The following is a 15,751-nucleotide window of genomic DNA, read 5'->3' on the forward strand; positions in this document are numbered from 1 at the left end:
TAACATACATCAAGTACACGCTCGCCTTAACAGTTTTATCTTTGAATTCTTCAGAAGATATTTCTTGAATTTTAGATCAATTAACTTCCTGAAAGATTTTTCCTGTTTTAATTAAATGGGAAATAAATTATAAACTTTTAAAATTTTAGCTATGAAAAAAATATTGTTTGTTTTAACCAGCAATGATGAAATGGGAAACACCGGTCATAAAACTGGGTTTTGGATAGAAGAATTTGCAGCGCCATATTATTTACTTAAAGACCGCGGTTTTGATATTACCATTGCAACTCCTAAAGGAGGTCAGGCTCCAATTGATCCCAACAGTGAAAAAGAAGATGCGCAAACTCCTGCCACAGATAGGTATTATAAAGATAAGGAAACACAGGATTTATTGGCAAATACGCAACTTTTAAGTAACATAGATTCCGCAAATTTTGATGCCGTTTTTTATCCAGGTGGGCACGGTCTTTTATGGGACCTTGTGGATGATACAATATCAACAAACCTCATAGAGACAATGTACGCGGCAGGTAAGCCGGTAGCATTTGTGTGTCATTCTCCCGCAATTCTTAAAAATGTAAAAAATGTAGATGGAAGACCTTTGGTAGAAGGTAAAAAAGTGACCGGTTTCACCAATGGGGAAGAAGCCGGGGTAGAATTGACAGATGTTGTACCATTTTTGCTGGAAGATATGCTAAAGGAAAAAGGAGGAAATTACTCTAAAACCGGCGATTGGGCACCTTATGCGGTAGAAGATGGATTATTGATAACCGGGCAGAATCCCGCATCATCTGAAAAGGTTGCGGAAAAACTGGCTGAAAAATTAAATAGATAGAAAATTATTATGAGTAAAACACAAGCATTATTACAAGAATATAATTTAAATGGGCTTCAATTACCCAACCGTTTGGTTATGGCTCCCATGACAAGAAGCCGTGCAGCGAATGCCGGAAATATCCCTACAGGAGACTTGCAGGGGGAATACTATGCCCAACGCGCCAGTGCGGGCCTTATAATTTCAGAAGGTTCTCAGGTTTCGCCCCAGGCTGTTGGCTATGTAAACACGCCGGGAATTCATACGAAGGAACAGGTTGAAGGCTGGAAGGACGTTACTAAAAAAGTTCATCAGGCCAACGGGAGGATTTTTATTCAGCTGTGGCACGTGGGTAGGATGTCTCATCCAGATTTTCATAATGGAGATTTGCCCCTTGCACCTTCGGCAATTAATCCGGGAGGTAAATCTTTTACTCCAGAGGGGTTTAAGGACACTGTAACTCCCAAGGCAATGACCAGGGAAGAAATAAAGCAAACCGTTCAGGATTTTAAAAATGCTGCTGCCAATGCTATGGAAGCCGGTTTTGACGGAGTTGAGATACATTCATCAAACGGGTACCTTTTCCACCAATTCTTTAACGCTACATCAAATAAGCGTACAGATGAATATGGTGGCAGTAAAGAAAACAGGGCAAGATTCCTTTTTGAAGTCATTGAGGCAATAAAGGAAGTGATGCCGGAAAACAAGATAGGTTTAAGGTTAAATCCTTCCCTTAATGATGTCTTCGGGATGACAATGGATGAGGAGACCATTCCTACTTTCGATTATATTATAGGAAAATTAAATCAATATGACCTTGCATATCTTCATTTGTCTGAACCATTTACAGATGTTTCAAATATCCCGTTTGCAGTAAGTGAAATTGCAAAACGTTACCGTCCCTTATACAAGGGAACTATCATAATTAACAGTGACTTTGACCAGGAAAAAGGAAATAAAGTTATAGATGAGGGTTTTGCAGATCTCGTGGCCTTTGGAAAACCTTATATTTCCAACCCCGATCTGGCCGAAAGGTTTGAACAGAATATTCCGTTGACAGATTGGGACAAGGATACTTTTTATACCCCGGGTAAAGAAGGATATCTTGACTATGAAAAGAAAACCGAAGAGGTTTCTCTTTAATACACGTTTTTAAGAGATAAAGAGGTAATTGCAGGTATTGGATTGATACTAAGCATTTACCTCTTTTTTTATTTAAATTTTGAACTGAATAAAAAGTCTCTACAAGTAAATAAAATGACGTAGTTTTGCCGCTTATTTAAAAATAGCATTAATGAAGCGTGTAAATGAATACAAGAAATTGTTTAGTGTTGAGAAAGAGATCGATCTTAAGCAGTTAAAAACCAGTTACAGAAATCTTGTAAAGGAATGGCACCCGGATAAATTTCAGGAAAGCGATGAGAGGCATGCCGAAGCAGAAATAAAGAGTAAACAGATCATAGACGGTTACCATTTTCTTGTGAGCATTGCACCTGAAACCAAAATGGCAAATTTGGAAGAGTATAATAAAACTACCTCTGAAGCGGGGATTGCCGATTTTCAGCATAAGGGGAATGTTTTGGAGATCACTTTTACAGATGGAACTACCTATGAGTACTTTGGGGTTTCAAAACCTCTTTTTATAAAACTAATAAATTCAGACAGGCAATTTCGTTTTGCCAAACGCAACATCTTTACTTCCTTTCTATATAGAAAGTCCAAAAAGGATAAAGAACTGCAGCCTGCATAAGCATACATTTGAAATTTAAAAATCCCAAATTCCTTCAGGCATTTGGGATTTTTTCATGTTCCTTTTTAAGATAATTAAGGAAAAAAGAAAAGGCTCAAACCTTTCGGGTGAGCCTTTATCTTCAATTAACACTTATGTAAATGTTAGTATTTATTGATTTGCGGGAGTGTCATCTGCTTCATTAGCTTCATCATCTCTCCATTTATCTCTTAAAGATTGATGTTCCTCTCTCATTTGTTCCATTTCATCTCTAATGGTTTCGTGGTCGTCCATGATTTGTTCGTGAACTTTTTCCATTTCATCCATTTGAGATTTCTTTTCATCATTTGAAAGATTTGCAAAATTATCCCTTAATGCACTATGCCCCTTAATCATGGTTTCATGACCTGCAAGCAAACCTTCATGCTTCTGGATCATCACTTCATGTTGAGCAAGATCTTCAAGCATAGTGGAATCCTTCATAACTCTTGTGCTATCCTGTGTTAGAGTCATATGATCCTGCTTTAATGTTTCAAGATCTGCCTTAAGTTGGGTGTGAGCCTGTTGGATGCTGTCGCTATCTTTCATAAGCTTTGCATGCTTATCATTAAGATCTTTTGACCCGTCATCACAACTGGTAAAAGCGATTGCTACTAAGGCGAAAATTAAAGTTAATTTTTTCATATTGATTTTATGTTTTTTGGTATGTATTAGCAATATTATGAAATATTCAAAGGTTTAATTCTAATAATGTGTTAAAATGTCAAATCTGAACAAATATGAAAACAGGTTTTAACCATAAAGTATGCACTCAAATTTATTCATAATATACCCCGCGGATTGATGTAAACGTTAAGTCAACCTTTAAAATAAATTTTTCATAATGTAGATTTATGGGGGTTATAATTATGTTGAAGATTTAAAAGAAGCTTAAGAAAATCATTTTTAAATAATTAAAATCAATATCTTATCTTTGTCTTTAATCTTAAAAATATATTTTATACCTATGGCTAAATCGCAGCAAACATTTAATAAAATTGAAAAGGAAAAACAACGCGCCAAAAAACGTGAAGAAAAGAAAAAGAAGAAGGAGGAGCGCAAATCCAATCCAAAAGGAAGCGATTTTGATTTAGTGTATGTAGATGAACATGGAAATCTAACCAATACTCCTCCAGATCCCTCTAATAAGATCGAGGTGGATGCAGAGGATATAGTTCTTGGAGTACCAAGGAAAGAAGAAGGTGAAGAAGAAGAAACAAAGAAAGACAAAGAAGGTAAAGTGTCCTTTTTTGACCACTCTAAAGGTTTTGGTTTTATAATTGACAGCATGAACCAGGAAAAATACTTTGTTCACGTGAGCGGTCTTATAGATGAGATTGAAGAAAATGATAAAGTTACCTTTGAACTGGAACGCGGAATGAAAGGTATGAACGCCGTTCGTGTGAAAAAGATCTAAATTATTCTATATTCAAATTATAAAAGGGCAAACCACTGGTTTGCCCTTTTTTTTGTAGACCTATAAATTGCCGAGAAACGAAGTTTTTCAATGGAAAATAGTTTTCAGCTTAAGCGCTATGCCTTCATTTCTTCCATAATTAAAAGGAGATCATAACAAAGTTTATCACTAATATTGCAGCATATAAAAACAACTTCTCATGCTCAAAGCTCCAAACACCGTTCTGGTTATTTTAGCTTTTTTTTCCATTTACGTGATCTGGGGGTCAACATATCTTTTAAATAAGGTAGCCGTTACAGAACTTCCACCTTTTATGCTTGCCTCTATACGTTTTACTATAGCCGGTCTTCTTATATTCTTCCTGTGTAAGATCATGAGAATTAGCCTGGCTATTACCAGAAAGCAGTTGATCAATACCATTATTGCGGGATTTCTTTTTCTGGCATTTGGAAATGGAGTAGTGGTATGGGCCTTAAAATATGTTGACAGTGGGTTTGCAGCTTTGCAAATTTCTGCTCAACCCTTGGTTATTCTCATATTAATGTGGCTTATAGACGGTAAAAAGATCAAACCAATGTCTATGGTGGGAGTAATATTGGGAATAGTGGGTATCTATTTACTGGTAAGTCAAAAGGCTCTTATAAACAATGAAAATTCAATACTGGGAATGGGAATGATATTTTTGTGTTTATTAAGCTGGGCGTATGGGAGTTTATTCGTATCTAAAGCAAGCCTTCCAACAAATTATTTTGTGAATACGGGATACCAGATGTTTACAGGCGGAATTTTATTGATGCTGGCCAGTTTAGCATTTGGAGAGCCCTGGAGTTCTCCTGCGGTCTGGAGCCTTCCAACACAATATTCCATGATCCTGTTGATAATATTTGGCAGTATCGTGGCCTTCACTTCTTTTAATTATCTCTTAAAGGTAGTTTCTCCGGAAAAGGTTGCAACTTCAACCTATGTTAATCCCATAATCGCTCTTTTGCTCGGCTGGTATTTTTTAAATGAGCAAATCACCCTGCAGTCTGTAATTGCTGCAACCGTACTCCTAACGGGTGTTTATTTTATTAATACCCGTAAAAAACTGGTAATATATTCCAGATTTTGGAATAAGCCGGGAAAAGGAATTGCAGAAGAAATCGAAAAATAGTCCGGGCAGGAGTACCCGGTTTCTATGACATTTATCATTGTTATTTGGGTAGGTATTGGGTAACTTTTGAAAACTAAATTTTTCTCGCCATGCCTTTTACAATAGAAGAATTTCTCGGCGTTTTTGAATCCTATAATGCTGCTGTATGGCCTATGCAGATAATCCTTAATCTGTTAGCGGTGGTTTGCCTTTTCCTGTTGATCTCAAGTTTAAAAGGGAAATCGGCAGTCATTAACGGGGTTTTGATCTTTCTGTGGTTGTGGATGGGCCTGGTGTATCAAATAATGTATTTTACCAGCATTAGCAGTATTGGTTTTTTATTTGGTGCATTGTTTGTTTTGCAGGCTTTGATCTTTTCCTATTTTGCCTATTTCCGGCCTGAAAATCTTAGCTACAGGTTTAAATTAAATATTTCAGGATTTGTAGGGATCATTTTTATCCTTTACTCTCTGCTTATCTATCCTGTTTTTGCAAATGATCTTGGGCATATCTATCCCCAAACACCCACCTTCGGTTTGCCCTGTCCCACAACTATTTTTACATTCGGAATTCTTTTGTTTTCCCTGACAAGAGTAAGATGGTACATTATGATCATTCCATTATTATGGTCTCTCATTGGATTTTCAGCAGCTTATAATTTGGGAATGACCGAAGATTATTTTCTTGTTTTTGCAGGTGTTATTGCCATGATCCTCCAATTCTTTAAACCGGAACCGGACAAGAGCCATAAAGGTCTTAGAATTCCGGGAAACAGGGAACTTCACCTGGAATAAATAATTAGTAGGGAAAGAGTTGGGATTCTTTAGGAAGGCTTTCTTTTGGCCGATAAATATTTATAAAGTCCAAACAGGCTCAATCCCGCTGCAACAGTTATTATCACATCCAGAAATTCTGAGATCCCGGAACTTAGCAATAAAGCCAGGGAAGCCAAAATTCCGGTAAACGCAAAGAAATATCCATATTTAAGTTTGAAATACCGGGGGGTGCCAGTATCTTTTTTTCGCAATTTTATCATTGCTGCACATACCAGTAAAAAGATCAGGATCTTACTAATAACGCTTATAGATACCGCATAAATAAAAGAACCCGTAATTGAGGCGATAACGGTAACGGCGGTAAAAATAAACAGGGAATAAATTGGAGTGCGGTTTTCGGGGTGGAGATAGGAGAAAAATTTGGGAAATTGTTTTTCCTCGCTAAGCGCAAATGGTAAGCGCGATCCAATTAACATCACCGCGTTGAGCGTACCTCCAATAGATACAATTGCACCCAGGGTTATAATTGTTGCCCCCACCGGCCCCATGAAAAGGTAGGCAGCCTCGGTAATTGGTTTTTCTGAAAATGCCAATCCGGGTAATGTACCAATGCTTACATATTGTATCAAAGCATAGAAAACGGCTACAAAAGACAGGGAAACAATGAGCGCAAAGGGAATATTTCGCCGGGGTTCTTTTATTTCTCCTGTGCCAACAAGTACTGCCTCAAAACCGGTAAAGGCAAAAATGAGGATCAATACCGAGGCAGCAAAATCGGGAAGGGGAGGAGGGGATTGGGAAAACTCTATTAATTCCGGATTAATGAAGAAAAACCCAACAACTACAAATACCAATAACGGGAGGATCTTTGCAATTGCAAGAAAATTGCTTAAAAGAGTTGAATTGCGCACTCCAAGATAATTCACCCAGGTAAAAATGGCAGTGATCCCCATTATAATACTTATTTTAAATGGAGGAGTAACCAACACTTCGTTAAAATAACCAAGGTAAGTGACCATTAAATTTATGAGTGCCGCGTAGGTGGAAACCCTTGTAATAAGTATAAGCCAGCCTATAATAAAAGCCGGGATCTTCCCAAAAGCTGTAAGGATATAAAGGTAAGGGCCGCCGGTTTTTGAGAAACGGCTTGCAACTTCAGCAAAAACCAACACTAAAACCAGCACGATCAGGGCGCACAAAAAGAGTGCGGGCAGGCTATAAAAACCAGATAAATTAAAGATCTGGGATGGAAGACCAAAAATTCCGGCACCAATGGTACTGTTTACTAATAATAGAACAAGATCCCAGCGGGAAATTTCACGTTTAAGCATACGTGGATAATTTTTGCCGGGTTTGAGCCGTCATAGTGAGGGTTATTTGGTTGTTTTTAAATTCATTGCGGTAAAAACTTTGTCCACAGGCTCCCAGAGTTCTATTTTATTTCCTTCAGAATCCATTATATGAACAAATTTCCCATAATCAAAAGTTTCAATTTCATCCAGAACAGTCACTCCCTTGGCTTTTAAATTTCTTACCAGGGCTTCAATATTCTGTACCCGGTAATTGATCATAAATTCCTTTTTAGAAGGCTCAAAATAATTACTTCCATTTTTGAAGGGGCTCCATTGCAAATAATTAATTTCTTCCGGCCTGTTGGCATTTCTAAACTCAAAGCTGGAACCCCATTGATTTGTTTCGAGCCCCAGATTTTCAGAATACCAATTCTTGGTCTTTTCAGGATCATCTGAAAAAAAGAAAATACCGCCAATTCCTGTTACTTTTGGAATTGTATCATCAGGTTCTAAAGATTTATCCTGGTCCTTATTGTTGTTCATATGTGTGCTGGTTTTATTTTTGAAATCACATCCTGTAAGTATGGTTACTATTAAAAGGAAAGAAGAAAATTTGATCATTTTTTAAATAATGAAGGAATTTGTTAAGTGGTAGTTTTAAGATTAAGTATTTCGAAGATAGGAAATTTATAAAAGGATAATTCTGCAAATGCAAAATTATAACTCAGAAAATACCTAATTAACCCAGGCTTTTAATTGCTTTTACAAAAATGGATACCGATATGAACCTGGAGGCGTCATATCTGCAAGTATGTAAAATAGAACCGAAAAAGGTTCTATTGGCTATTATAAAAGTGTAGGTTGCAAAATAGCTGATAGATAAATGCTACCGATATGAGCCTGAAGGCATCATCTGCAACAATGTAAAATAGAACAGCAAAGGTTCTATTAGCTATTATAAAAGTCTAGGTCGCAAAATAGCTGTTACATAATTGCTATCGATATGTGCCTGAAGGCGTCATATCTGCAACTATGTAAAATAGAACCCTGTTGGGTTCTATTGGGTATTTTACTATGATGATAATTTGTCCTATAATTTATATTATGTAAAATAGGATTTGTAAGGAAATAGCAAAACTTTAAAACCTCTCCCCGAATAATCTATATAGGTAATGGATTTTGTACTGAAGGTTTTCTTCGTATTTCCATCCCCTTTCATATTATGAGAAACCGGCGAAAATTCAGAACACTAATTTTTGGTCTATTTTAGAACTTTTACATTTCCGCGGTATGAGATTGCCGTACGTTCTGAACTGTTTACAGATGTGTGGGTATTTCCTCCGGGCATTAAACTAATGAAAAATTGCAGATCTTCTGTACCCTGCCTGCCTTCAAATTTAATCTGAATGTTATTTTGCCGGGTATTTTCTTCAATGACAAGTTTCTCTGCCGGTCCTACATATTTAATTCCTCCATCTCCACCACCATATTCCCCGCCAGATTGCCTTACTCCATAATAAGGTAGGAATAAATCAACCTGGTTTCCTTTAAACCTTATATAATTCGGATTTCCAAGAAGATTTATTGTATTACCACTTAAGGGTATAGCCCACTCCTGTTCTATTTCAAATTCCCTGGAATTTACCAGGCTAAGGAGCGCATCATAATTTTGATCTCCCCCTTCAACTTTGGAAGACCCACAGCCTGCGCTTAACAGGATTATAAAAGAAAGTATGAACAAACCGGAAATTGATTTCATTGGTTTCTATTTTTATACCTCCATAATTTACGATATTTTAATTACAGACCTTTTAAATTTTTCATAAAAGCCAGATCTAATATTGCCCAATCCGGTCCTATTTTTTAGAGGAATAAGAAATATCATAAATATTATATAATTAGCCTGAAACCTTTGTGGCATTACCCTAAATTGCGGTTATTGTTTCAAATTAAAATTACAAAATATGGATGCGAGATTTCAATATGTAAAACTTGACAGAAGCGAAAGTCTGGAAGATTTCACTCAAAAAAAACTTGATAAACTTGAAAACCGATATGATTGGTTGATAAGTGCTGAAGTGCATTTCAAAAAACATGAACCTGAGGCACCAAAAGGCCACATTTGCAATATAAGTCTAAGTGCACCGGGACAAAATATTTTTGCAGAATCCAATGAGGATTCTTTTGAAGCTTCGGCTGTAGAGACGATCAAAGATCTTGAACGTCAATTAGAAAAGCGTAAAGCCCAGATGAAAGCTTATTAATAACCTGCTTTTAGATGGCAAAAAGCCTTCCGGCATTCCCGGAAGGCTTTTTTTTATATTTATCTTTTAGGTTATGATAAAATTTAAAATACTGGCATACAATAGATTAAGTTTCATATTTAACGCGTAACCGCATTATAAAATGTTGAAAATGTTGTAAATTAATAGCGATTTATAAGAACCCCCGGATCTTATTTTAATTTTCGGCTATGGTTCATTTAAGTTTACGAAGGCCTATCTTAGGGGGCATTGTATTCGCAATAATTCTTACTATCTCATCCCTCACATTTATTGAAATGACGGGGATACTGGCAAGGGAATTATTAGAAAACTCGGTGTCGGGGATCATATCCCTATGCTATGTAATTAGCATTGGATCTATTTATATCCTGGTGATCATTCTTCACTTGCTAAGTGCGCGGTTACCCATGGAAATGGGTTTAAGGCACAAGCATTATAATTCGCTTTTAAGCATTGCCAAACTCGCCACTCTCTTAATAATTTTTTCAATAGTAGTAATACTTTTATTAAACATCCCTTTCACAAGGCTTCGGGCAATTCCAGATGCTTTATATTCTACGATCTATTATATAATTCTTGCTATAGCATCCATTCTTGGAGGAAGTTTTATTTCCATTATTACCATGATATATATTACCATTCGCACAATGATACATCAGGAAGATGGACAATTATCTTTAAATCTAAATAGTACTGAGGATAGTGGAACTACAGGAGAAAATAATGTAGTACCTGAAGAGGACCAGGAAATAAAAGTTAATGAGGAAGTTAAAGAGGTTTAGAAGAAATCAATAAAGAAGGGGACTCCTCGTAAAACATCTTGTACATAAAACAGAATTTATATTCCTATATTCCTTGGAACAGGGGTAACAAAATTGTGAAATATGAGAAAATGCTTTGGGAAAAGTCCCCTTTAAATTTTTATGATTGAATTTTGCCTAATTGTTGTAAAATATCAGTTTGTTGCCCATCTTCAAGGTTAAAACCAGGCTTTCCTTTTAACGGAAATAAATAGGCAAAAGGTTTATCATATGCATTCCAGGCTTCTGCAAGCCCAAATTCATCATTTTTATGCTCCAATTTGGGGCGCATAAATGTATTCTCATTACTATCGTATGGAGAACCTTCAGCATCTGCGCCCGTAAATAACATACCGTCATTAATATCAGAATAGATCAATACAGAGCCACCCCCATTTCCCGGAAGGTCTGTAACTGTAAGGCCAAAATGTTTCATCACTTCATTTTTTGAAGTAATATCTTTCACCTTATCTCCATTATTAACAGTAATTCTTGGATGCATAAAAACAGGTGCTCCCCCTGCATCTTCTGAAATTGTTTTTAAACTATCATAAGCTGTTTTGTAAACATCACTATTAGAGATCAAGATACCCTTAATAGAATAACCATCTGTAATAAGTTTTTTAACTGCTTCTTTCGTAGCACTTTCCACAACGTCAATAAGAATAATATCTTTACGGTTGAGATGTCTTATTGCATAACCCTGGTGCACACCACCCTCCCTTTCTCCTCCTTTGATTATAAAGGTATCGGGAATCAATTTTAAAAATTTACCGGTTTCTCCCTGTTCAATAAATTCGGCACTCTGGCTATGCAAAATCTGCATTTTATCCACTGTCTTCATATAGCAAAATGATTTTTGATTAGAGGATCAATTTACAACTGCAGCAAAGTTTTGCAATCCTATTTAATACAGTTTAACGAGGATTTAATAGTTCATTAACTCGCGTGAAAAAGCTCCAAATTTTCCGTGCTTTGAAAAGGAAAAAGCTATTGGGAAGGTTTTGTTTTTGTACATCAATACAGGTACAAAATTTCTGTCCTTTTCAATGGCCAGGGAGTATGCAGGAATCCCGTATTGTTGTGAAATATCCAATAAGAAGTCTTTCCTGAGATCTGCGGAAGAAGGAAGGATCTCCCAAAGGAAATTCGTTGCTCCTGGATTTATTGAAGCTAAACTATGAATGTATTTTTCATTATAAATACTTGTAATATGGTAAACCCGGGTACCAATTTTAACCTCTCCCGAAGCAGAATCCCCGGATTGGCTTAAGATCACACATTGCTGTACTAGCGGATTGAATTTTCTTGTTAAGGAAAAGCGCCGCTGGTGGGCTTTATAGGCTGCCTCTTTCATGGTCCACAACAGCCACAACTGTTTTAAAGGCTTTGAAGCATTGAAAATAACTGCCTGCTCCCTTTTTGTAAAAACCTTATCAAGGAAACGTTGGCGCATTGGATCGCTTTCCACTGCTGCAAGCCTGAGGTCAACAATATCATTCCCAATCACGTCAAAGCAGTTTTTGATTTGATAACATTCATGGCGTCGCCCACAGTAAGCATTCCATCCATGGAGTCGTTGTCTATTTCAATATTGAATTCATCTTCAACATCCAGGACCACATCTACCAGGTTGGCAGAGTTGATCTGGAGGTCATTTAAAAGATCTGTTTGCTCTCCAAACTCATCTAAGCCGGCTTTATGCTGCACATAGGGTGTAACTATTCTCTTTAGTTTTTTCAGCAGGATATGATCTGTCATATAAATTTTTATTATCTGTTAATTATTTTCAGGAATTGACCTTTTTAAAGATCGCTACTGCATTTACATCACCAAAACCAAAACTTGCCTTGGCCAGAATATTAAAATTTCCCTCCACAGTGTGAAGTGGAATATTCTGTCTAGGTACCAGTTTTTCTATTTCAGGAGCAAGATCCCCGCTGTTCACATTTCCAAATACAAAACCTTTGTGAAGTTGCAGCACTGCTGCAACGCATTCTATACTGCCGGAAGCGCTAAGGCAATGCCCCGTCATTCCTTTTAGCGAATTAATATAAGGAAAATCCCGTCCGTTCCTGTCCAATGCTGTGATCCAGTTTTCAATTTCTACTACATCCCGCGAAGTAGCTGTAAGGTGACCATTTATAAGATCAATATCTGAGGCAGAAATATCTGAATTTTGAAGTGCACCTGTGATACATCGTTGCACCGCTTCATTATTTGCGGCCGTCATACTCCCCCCTCCTCTTTGTCCTCCACTGTTCACCTCTCCTCCAAGTACTTCAGCATAAATAACTGCACCCCGTGCTATTGCCTCCTCGTAATCTTCCAGAAGGAGTGCTCCTGCCCCACTTCCTGGCACAAAACCTGTGGCTGTTTTGCTCATAGGCCGGGAAGCGCTCTGTGGGGCATGATTGTAATTTCCCGGTAAAATTCGCATTGCGTCAAACCCTCCCCACACGTATGGGCCATGGTCGGCACAACTTCCCACAAGCATTCGTTTAGCCTTTCCGCTTTTAATTCTTTCATATCCCATAAGTACCGCTTCGGTTCCCGTGGTGCAGGCAGAGGAATTGGTGGTTACAAGATTTCCGCAGCCAAGAATCCCGCCCAAATATGCACTAATACCACTGGCCATGGTCTGGATTACACTGGTACTGCCCAGCCTGCGGGTGTTTCCCTCATCTATTAAATGAATGGCTTCCCTGAATTTATCTACCCCCAGGATACCTGTTCCAAATATGATCCCGGAATCCCAATCTGGTGACTGTTCGGGGGCTTTTTCAAGTCCGGCATCTTTCCACGCCTCACATCCTGCAATAACACCATATATAATTCCGCTACTGTTTAAGCCACGTAATTGCAGCGGGGTAAAATTTTCTTCCAGTTTTTCCATTGAAATTTCGGGCTTCCCTCCTATCTGGCAACTGAATTTTAATTCTTTAAGCTCCTTGAAAAACCGTATTCCGCTTTTCCCAGATCTGATTGCCGACTCAAACTCCTCCAATCCCACAGCATTGGGAGCTGCTACGCCCATTCCCGTTATTACAACCCGACGACTCATAGAATTATTTGTCAAGAATCTCTTTTTTAAATTTATTTTCGGGTTGAAAAACCATCCCGGCAATTTTACCCCTGCATACGAGCTTACCCTTGCTATTATACATTTCTGTAATGCATTTCAATTTATTAAACCTGAAATATTCTTTTTGGGATACCACTTTAACCATTTCACCCGGGAGAACAGGCTGGAAAAAATCTACTTCAGAAGAACTCATAGCTATTTGAATATTTTTTTCCTGTGACCTCTCTGTTTCCAGTAAATAGATCCCTAAACATACCACCCCTATTTGGGCCATACATTCAGTAAGGATCACACCGGGAGTGACAGGAGCATCTTTAAAATGTCCCCGATAAAAAAATGCGTCTGGCCGGAATAAATAATTTCCTTCCACTCCCTTCTCATCGATCCTTGTGATCTCATCAACAAATAGAAAGGGGAAGGAATAAGGCAGATGGGAAATGATTTCTGTTAACTTCAATATGTATAAATATTTGTTCCTTTCCGGAAATGTAGTAGTTCCTTCTAAGTTGGCAATTCTATGTTTAGGTTTTATTATTTTAAATGTTCCCCTCCGTTAACGGGAATAATAGACCCTGTTATCCAGCAAGCCTCATCTTTGGAAAGCAGGTATACCACATTGGCCACATCTTTTGGCACTGTAAGCCGGCGAAATGGGTTGTGTTTTAATGCATGTTCTTTAAGGGTTTCACTTCCCGGGATCATTTGAAAGGAGCGGGTAACGGTAACGCCCGCCTGAATACAATTGGCCCTTATCCCATACGGTGCCAATTCCAGTGCCATACTGCGGGTTATAGATTCCATTGCCACCTTGGCCACCGATACAGCTGCATAATTCGCCCAGGCTTTTTGATTGCCTTCACTGGTAAAAGAGATCACCCTGGCATCTTTGGCAAACATTTTAGCGCGGAAGACTGCTTGTGTCCAGTCATATAAACTAAGTGCCATGGCATCCAGGGTAAGTTGAAAATCTATATTTTCAAGTATTGGCCCCTCTCCCGTCATGGGTTTAAGGTTCCCTCGTGCAATACTGTGCACTAGGGTTCTGATTTTTCCTTTTTCACCCAGGATATCTTTAATTTCCTCGATAAGGAGTCCCCGTTTTTCTTTTTGGATCGCATCAATATTAAAGCTTTCCAGCCTTACATCAGAATTTCTGATCTCTTCAAAGGCTTCTTCAATATCCGGTATTTCAGCTTTCCTGTCCCGGTGAATAATAATGATATTCATCCCGTGCTGGGCTAGTTTACGGGCCGTTGCAAGGCCAAGGCCACTACTTCCTCCCAGGATGAGTGCCCAGTAATCAAGATCTTTAAATTCTGCTACCATTGGATTAAGATTCTTTGTGCCGAAAAGCCCGGGCCAAAACTAAGCATCAATCCCTGGTCTCCTTTTGGGATAGATTGATTGAGGAAACGTTCCAGTACATACAGTACAGTTACACTGCTCATGTTGCCGTAGAGCCTTAAAATTTCCCGGGTATCGTCAATATTCTTTCCTAAGGTACCAAAAAGTTCAGAAACCGTTTGCACAATTTTTTTTCCACCGGGATGAAAAATAAGATGTTGTACTTTTTCAATATTGCTTTCATGTTTAGCAAGGAAGGGATGTATTATCTCGGGAAAGTGCTGTGAAATTGTTGCAGGTACTGTTTCATCCAGGATCATTTGTAATCCGTCATTGGAAAGATAAAATCCCATTAAATGCGTAGCATCGTAAAAATGGTACATTTCTTCGGCAAGGACCTCAGGCCCTTTGTCATTTTCATGAGAGGACAACAATACGCAGGCGGCGCCGTCTCCAAAGATCGCGGCGCTCACCATATTGGCCATGCTGTGATCATTTAGCTGAAATGTTGCCGTAGGACTTTCAACCGCAACTACCGCTGCACGTTTTCCCGGGTTTGCCTTGAGAAAATTGTAAGCATAGATCATCCCTGAAATTCCCGCGGCACAGCCCATTTCGGTGACAGGCAATCTCGTTATATTCTGTTTTAACTGAAGTTCATTGATAAGATAGGCATCCAGAGATGGGATCATTATTCCCGTACAACTCACGGTAATGATGTAATCCAGAGAGGACGGGTCCCAACCTGCTTCCCCAAGAGCGCCCGTTAGAACATTTTTACCAAGTTTTTTGATCTCCCGCACATAAATATTATTCTTCTCTTCAAAGGAAGTTGATGTAAATACTTCCTCCGGGGACATAATAGAATATCGTTTATCTACTCCCGCTCCTTCAAAGATCTTCAGGATCTTTCTGCGAAACCTTTCCTCCTGCCCTTCAAGCCATTGATCTACCAGCGGCAATATATCCTTTGTTTCCCTTGAATAATCTGGTAATTCTTTTTCAACCTTTACAATCCTTACACTCATAAATTAATTT

The 15,751-nt window shown here is 38.2% G+C and carries 19 protein-coding genes; 8 read left to right on the forward strand and 11 right to left on the reverse strand.

Annotation, left to right across the window (positions count from 1 at the left end; genetic code table 11):
• The first annotated feature begins 151 nt into the window (after positions 1-151).
• The 3 genes from FK178_RS04005 (at position 152) to FK178_RS04015 (ending at position 2,564) form a co-directional block, all read left to right on the forward strand.
• The gene (locus tag FK178_RS04005; RefSeq protein WP_146831236.1) at positions 152-835 is read left to right on the forward strand and encodes a type 1 glutamine amidotransferase domain-containing protein; all 684 of its coding nucleotides are present in this window, start codon (positions 152-154) and stop codon (positions 833-835) included.
• A 9-nt stretch (positions 836-844) separates the two neighbouring features.
• Positions 845-1,957 carry an alkene reductase gene (locus FK178_RS04010; protein ID WP_146831238.1) on the forward strand — a complete coding sequence of 371 codons (1,113 nt, stop codon included), beginning with the start codon at positions 845-847 and terminating at the stop codon, positions 1,955-1,957.
• Positions 1,958-2,108: 151 nt separating this feature from the next.
• Positions 2,109-2,564, forward strand: coding sequence for a KTSC domain-containing protein (locus FK178_RS04015; RefSeq protein WP_146831240.1), 456 nt, complete (start codon positions 2,109-2,111; stop codon positions 2,562-2,564).
• A 150-nt stretch (positions 2,565-2,714) separates the two neighbouring features.
• On the opposite strand, the gene FK178_RS04020 is transcribed toward FK178_RS04015, so the two are convergent.
• Complete coding sequence (locus FK178_RS04020; RefSeq protein ID WP_146831242.1) at positions 2,715-3,227, reverse strand: hypothetical protein; 513 nt, start codon at positions 3,225-3,227, stop codon at positions 2,715-2,717.
• 322 nt (positions 3,228-3,549) lie between these two features.
• On the opposite strand from FK178_RS04020, the gene FK178_RS04025 reads away from it, so the two are divergent.
• The 3 genes from FK178_RS04025 (at position 3,550) to FK178_RS04035 (ending at position 5,925) form a co-directional block, all read left to right on the forward strand.
• Complete coding sequence (locus FK178_RS04025) at positions 3,550-3,999, forward strand: cold-shock protein (protein ID WP_146831244.1); 450 nt, start codon at positions 3,550-3,552, stop codon at positions 3,997-3,999.
• Positions 4,000-4,198: 199 nt separating this feature from the next.
• On the forward strand, positions 4,199-5,152 hold the full coding sequence (locus FK178_RS04030) for an EamA family transporter (RefSeq protein WP_146831246.1): 954 nt from the start codon (positions 4,199-4,201) through the stop codon (positions 5,150-5,152).
• Between the two features lie 89 nt (positions 5,153-5,241).
• Positions 5,242-5,925, forward strand: a complete 684-nt coding sequence (locus FK178_RS04035) for a DUF6064 family protein (protein ID WP_146831248.1) — start codon at positions 5,242-5,244, stop codon at positions 5,923-5,925.
• 29 nt (positions 5,926-5,954) lie between these two features.
• Here FK178_RS04035 and FK178_RS04040 read toward each other — a convergent pair whose 3' ends face one another.
• From FK178_RS04040 to FK178_RS04050, 3 genes are all read right to left on the reverse strand, one after another.
• Positions 5,955-7,238: an APC family permease gene (locus FK178_RS04040; RefSeq protein WP_146831250.1), complete on the reverse strand. Its 1,284-nt coding sequence runs from the start codon at positions 7,236-7,238 to the stop codon at positions 5,955-5,957.
• A gap of 42 nt (positions 7,239-7,280) precedes the next feature.
• Positions 7,281-7,820, reverse strand: coding sequence for a VOC family protein (locus tag FK178_RS04045; RefSeq protein ID WP_317130382.1), 540 nt, complete (start codon positions 7,818-7,820; stop codon positions 7,281-7,283).
• Positions 7,821-8,460: 640 nt separating this feature from the next.
• Complete coding sequence (locus FK178_RS04050; protein WP_146831252.1) at positions 8,461-8,958, reverse strand: DUF4251 domain-containing protein; 498 nt, start codon at positions 8,956-8,958, stop codon at positions 8,461-8,463.
• A gap of 205 nt (positions 8,959-9,163) precedes the next feature.
• Between FK178_RS04050 and FK178_RS04055 the strand changes: the two genes are divergently transcribed.
• Together FK178_RS04055 and FK178_RS04060 are read left to right on the forward strand one after the other, a co-directional pair.
• Entirely contained in the window at positions 9,164-9,463 is a 300-nt protein-coding gene (locus FK178_RS04055) for an HPF/RaiA family ribosome-associated protein (protein WP_146831254.1), read from the forward strand.
• A gap of 209 nt (positions 9,464-9,672) precedes the next feature.
• Positions 9,673-10,266, forward strand: a complete 594-nt coding sequence (locus FK178_RS04060; protein ID WP_146831256.1) for a hypothetical protein — start codon at positions 9,673-9,675, stop codon at positions 10,264-10,266.
• A gap of 139 nt (positions 10,267-10,405) precedes the next feature.
• On the opposite strand, the gene FK178_RS04065 is transcribed toward FK178_RS04060, so the two are convergent.
• The 7 genes from FK178_RS04065 to FK178_RS04095 all read right to left on the reverse strand — a co-directional run bounded on the left by FK178_RS04065 (position 10,406) and on the right by FK178_RS04095 (position 15,741).
• Positions 10,406-11,128, reverse strand: a complete 723-nt coding sequence (locus FK178_RS04065) for a hypothetical protein (protein WP_146831258.1) — start codon at positions 11,126-11,128, stop codon at positions 10,406-10,408.
• An 84-nt stretch (positions 11,129-11,212) separates the two neighbouring features.
• The gene (locus tag FK178_RS04070) at positions 11,213-11,794 is read right to left on the reverse strand and encodes a 4'-phosphopantetheinyl transferase family protein (RefSeq protein ID WP_168194554.1); all 582 of its coding nucleotides are present in this window, start codon (positions 11,792-11,794) and stop codon (positions 11,213-11,215) included.
• Positions 11,791-12,045, reverse strand: coding sequence for a phosphopantetheine-binding protein (locus FK178_RS04075; RefSeq protein ID WP_146831262.1), 255 nt, complete (start codon positions 12,043-12,045; stop codon positions 11,791-11,793). The genes FK178_RS04070 and FK178_RS04075 overlap by 4 nt, the downstream gene beginning before the upstream one ends.
• A gap of 28 nt (positions 12,046-12,073) precedes the next feature.
• A complete protein-coding gene (locus FK178_RS04080; protein WP_146837451.1) occupies positions 12,074-13,348 on the reverse strand; it encodes a beta-ketoacyl-[acyl-carrier-protein] synthase family protein in 1,275 nt (424 codons plus the stop codon).
• Positions 13,349-13,352: 4 nt separating this feature from the next.
• Positions 13,353-13,826: a 3-hydroxyacyl-ACP dehydratase FabZ family protein gene (locus tag FK178_RS04085; RefSeq protein ID WP_146831264.1), complete on the reverse strand. Its 474-nt coding sequence runs from the start codon at positions 13,824-13,826 to the stop codon at positions 13,353-13,355.
• Between the two features lie 74 nt (positions 13,827-13,900).
• Entirely contained in the window at positions 13,901-14,695 is a 795-nt protein-coding gene (locus FK178_RS04090; protein ID WP_146831266.1) for an enoyl-ACP reductase FabI, read from the reverse strand.
• A complete protein-coding gene (locus FK178_RS04095; RefSeq protein WP_146831268.1) occupies positions 14,689-15,741 on the reverse strand; it encodes a type III polyketide synthase in 1,053 nt (350 codons plus the stop codon). Before FK178_RS04095 ends, FK178_RS04090 begins: the two co-directional genes overlap by 7 nt.
• Between the last annotated feature and the right edge of the window lie 10 nt (positions 15,742-15,751).

Source organism: Antarcticibacterium arcticum (genome assembly GCF_007993795.1).
In the GTDB taxonomy this organism is placed as follows: domain Bacteria; phylum Bacteroidota; class Bacteroidia; order Flavobacteriales; family Flavobacteriaceae; genus Gillisia; species Gillisia arctica.

Excerpts from the sequence above, each read along its gene's own strand:
- FK178_RS04055 (WP_146831254.1), top strand. The coding sequence starts at position 9,164 with ATGGATGCGAGATTTCAATATGTAAAACTTGACAGAAGCGAAAGTCTG.
- FK178_RS04060 (WP_146831256.1), top strand. The coding sequence starts at position 9,673 with ATGGTTCATTTAAGTTTACGAAGGCCTATCTTAGGGGGCATTGTATTC.
- FK178_RS04095 (WP_146831268.1), bottom strand. The coding sequence starts at position 15,741 with ATGAGTGTAAGGATTGTAAAGGTTGAAAAAGAATTACCAGATTATTCA.
- FK178_RS04050 (WP_146831252.1), bottom strand. The coding sequence starts at position 8,958 with ATGAAATCAATTTCCGGTTTGTTCATACTTTCTTTTATAATCCTGTTA.
- FK178_RS04075 (WP_146831262.1), bottom strand. The coding sequence starts at position 12,045 with ATGACAGATCATATCCTGCTGAAAAAACTAAAGAGAATAGTTACACCC.
- FK178_RS04030 (WP_146831246.1), top strand. The coding sequence starts at position 4,199 with ATGCTCAAAGCTCCAAACACCGTTCTGGTTATTTTAGCTTTTTTTTCC.
- FK178_RS04045 (WP_317130382.1), bottom strand. The coding sequence starts at position 7,820 with ATGATCAAATTTTCTTCTTTCCTTTTAATAGTAACCATACTTACAGGA.
- FK178_RS04015 (WP_146831240.1), top strand. The coding sequence starts at position 2,109 with ATGAAGCGTGTAAATGAATACAAGAAATTGTTTAGTGTTGAGAAAGAG.
- FK178_RS04065 (WP_146831258.1), bottom strand. The coding sequence starts at position 11,128 with ATGAAGACAGTGGATAAAATGCAGATTTTGCATAGCCAGAGTGCCGAA.
- FK178_RS04040 (WP_146831250.1), bottom strand. The coding sequence starts at position 7,238 with ATGCTTAAACGTGAAATTTCCCGCTGGGATCTTGTTCTATTATTAGTA.
- FK178_RS04020 (WP_146831242.1), bottom strand. The coding sequence starts at position 3,227 with ATGAAAAAATTAACTTTAATTTTCGCCTTAGTAGCAATCGCTTTTACC.
- FK178_RS04080 (WP_146837451.1), bottom strand. The coding sequence starts at position 13,348 with ATGAGTCGTCGGGTTGTAATAACGGGAATGGGCGTAGCAGCTCCCAAT.
- FK178_RS04005 (WP_146831236.1), top strand. The coding sequence starts at position 152 with ATGAAAAAAATATTGTTTGTTTTAACCAGCAATGATGAAATGGGAAAC.
- FK178_RS04025 (WP_146831244.1), top strand. The coding sequence starts at position 3,550 with ATGGCTAAATCGCAGCAAACATTTAATAAAATTGAAAAGGAAAAACAA.
- FK178_RS04090 (WP_146831266.1), bottom strand. The coding sequence starts at position 14,695 with ATGGTAGCAGAATTTAAAGATCTTGATTACTGGGCACTCATCCTGGGA.
- FK178_RS04035 (WP_146831248.1), top strand. The coding sequence starts at position 5,242 with ATGCCTTTTACAATAGAAGAATTTCTCGGCGTTTTTGAATCCTATAAT.
- FK178_RS04010 (WP_146831238.1), top strand. The coding sequence starts at position 845 with ATGAGTAAAACACAAGCATTATTACAAGAATATAATTTAAATGGGCTT.